Origin of the sequence: Micromonospora sp. DT31, assembly GCF_049841795.1 — a bacterium.
Lineage (GTDB): Bacteria > Actinomycetota > Actinomycetes > Mycobacteriales > Micromonosporaceae > Micromonospora.
In genome coordinates, this window is sequence record NZ_JBNCKZ010000004.1 from 1 (window position 1) to 2,002 (window position 2,002).

Annotated in this window: 2 protein-coding genes; both read left to right on the plus strand. The window is 72.6% G+C overall.

Annotated features, from left to right (window positions below; all coding sequences use genetic code 11):
- The first annotated feature begins 345 nt into the window (after positions 1 to 345).
- On the plus strand, positions 346 to 1,548 hold the full coding sequence (locus tag ACLQ2X_RS08390) for a substrate-binding domain-containing protein (RefSeq protein WP_425680409.1): 1,203 nt from the start codon (positions 346 to 348) through the stop codon (positions 1,546 to 1,548).
- Positions 1,549 to 1,552: 4 nt separating this feature from the next.
- A partial coding sequence (locus ACLQ2X_RS08395; RefSeq protein ID WP_425680410.1) for an ATP-binding cassette domain-containing protein occupies positions 1,553 to 2,002 on the plus strand: 450 nt, incomplete at its 3' end.

The window sequence follows — 2,002 nt, forward strand, 5'->3', positions numbered from 1 at the left end:
CCCACCCACACTGGGGTGTGGGGGGCTGGTTTTTTTTCAAACCCCCCCGGGGGGGGGGGGGCGGGGCCCCCCCCCCACCCCCACCGTTCCTTGTCGTCGGCGAGCACACCGAGAGGCACCGCCACCGGGGCGCCGGGGGATCGTTCAGAGGTGCCGGCCGCGTTGCCGTGCGTGGCGGGCGCGGCCGTCCCGGGTCGACGCGGTTACGTGTCGATGTCCGCGCCCTGGAAGGTGCGGCCACCCCGTAGCGGGCACTTGTGTGCGCCGCCCACATAGCTCGTGGGTGACGTCACTTCTAGCGTGAGCCGACAACCGACATCCCCCCTGTCCTCACCTGGAGTCGCCATGACGATCCGGCACACGCGACGGGTCTTCCTTTCCGCCGCCACGACGATGGCTGCCGTGCTGGCCGTCACGGCCTGCGGCAGCCCGCAGGACACCGCCTCCGGCGGCGGTGACAGCGCGCCGGTCAAGGTCGGCCTGGTCTACTCCCAGTCCGGGCCCCTGGCCAGCTACGGCAAGCAGTACATCGAAGGGTTCAAGGCGGGCCTCGACTTCGCCACCAAGGGCACCGGCAAGGTCGGCGACCGCACGATCGAGGTGACCGAGGCCGACGACGCGGGCGACCCGGCCAAGGCCGTTTCCGCGACCAAGGACCTGATCGGCAAGGGTGCGAAGATCATCGCCGGGTCCACCGCCTCCGGGGTGGCGCTCCAGGTCGCGCCGATCGCCGCGCAGAACAAGGTGCTGTTCATCTCCGGCCCGGCCGCCACCGACGCGGTGACCGGCGCGAACAAGTACACGTTCCGGTCCGGGCGGCAGTCCTGGCAGGACGTGGTGACCGCCCGGTCGTTCATCGGCAACGCGAGCGGCAAGAAGGTCGTGGTGTTCGCCCAGGACGGTGCGTTCGGCGACGCGAACGAGGCCGCCGTCAAGGCCGTGATCGGCGGCGCCGGCGCGAACGTGAGCAGCGTCCGCGCACCGGCCAGCGCCACCGAGTTCACCCCGTTCGCCAGCCAGATCAAGGCCGCCAAGCCGGAACTGCTCTTCGTCGCCTGGGCCGGCACCACCGCCGGCGCCATGTGGCAGACCCTCGACCAGCAGGGCGTCCTCGCCGCCACCACTGTCGTCACCGGGCTGGACATCCGCGCCTCCTGGCCGACCTTCGGCGCGGCCGGCAACAAGATCTCGTTCCTGTCGCACTACTTCGACGGGGCCAGCGACACCGACGCCGCGAAGGCCGCCAAGGCCAAGGTGCCGGGCGGCACGCTCGACCTGTTCCACCCGGACGGCTTCGCCGCCGCGCAGATGATCGTCCGCGCCGTGCAGGAGGGCGGCGACGACGTGGAGAAGATGGTCACCGCGCTCGAAGGTTGGGAGTTCGACGGCGTCAAGGGCACCATGAAGATCCGCGCCCAGGACCACGCCCTGCTCCAGCCGATGTACCAGGCCAAGCTCGCCGGCAGCGGCACCACCTTCTCGGCCACCGCGCAGAAGTCGCTGAGCGGTGACGAGAGCGCGCCGCCGGTCGCGCAGATGAAGGGCTGAGGAGGTGCTCGCCACCCGCGGTCTGACCTGGCGGATCGGCGAGGTCGCCATCGTCGACTCGGTCTACCTCGACCTGGCGCCGGGGGAGTTCCTCGGTGTGATCGGACCGAACGGCGCCGGCAAGACCTCCCTGTTCAACCTGATCACCGGCCTGCGCCGGCCAACCGAGGGCACGGTCCTGCTGGACGGCACGGACATCACCGCTCTCCCGCCGCACCGGCGCGCCCGGCTCGGACTGGGGCGCACCTTCCAGGCGTCCTCGGTCTTCGGCTCGCTGACCGTGCGGGAGAACGTCCGGCTCGCCGTACAGGCGCACCGGGGTGGCTCGATGAAGCTGTGGCGGCGGGGGGGGGGCGCCCGGGCGGGGGGGCCCCCCCCCCCCCCGGCGGGGGGCCCCGGGGGGCGGCCCCCCCCCCGGGGGGGGCGGGCCGGGCCCCACGCCCCGCGCGGCGAA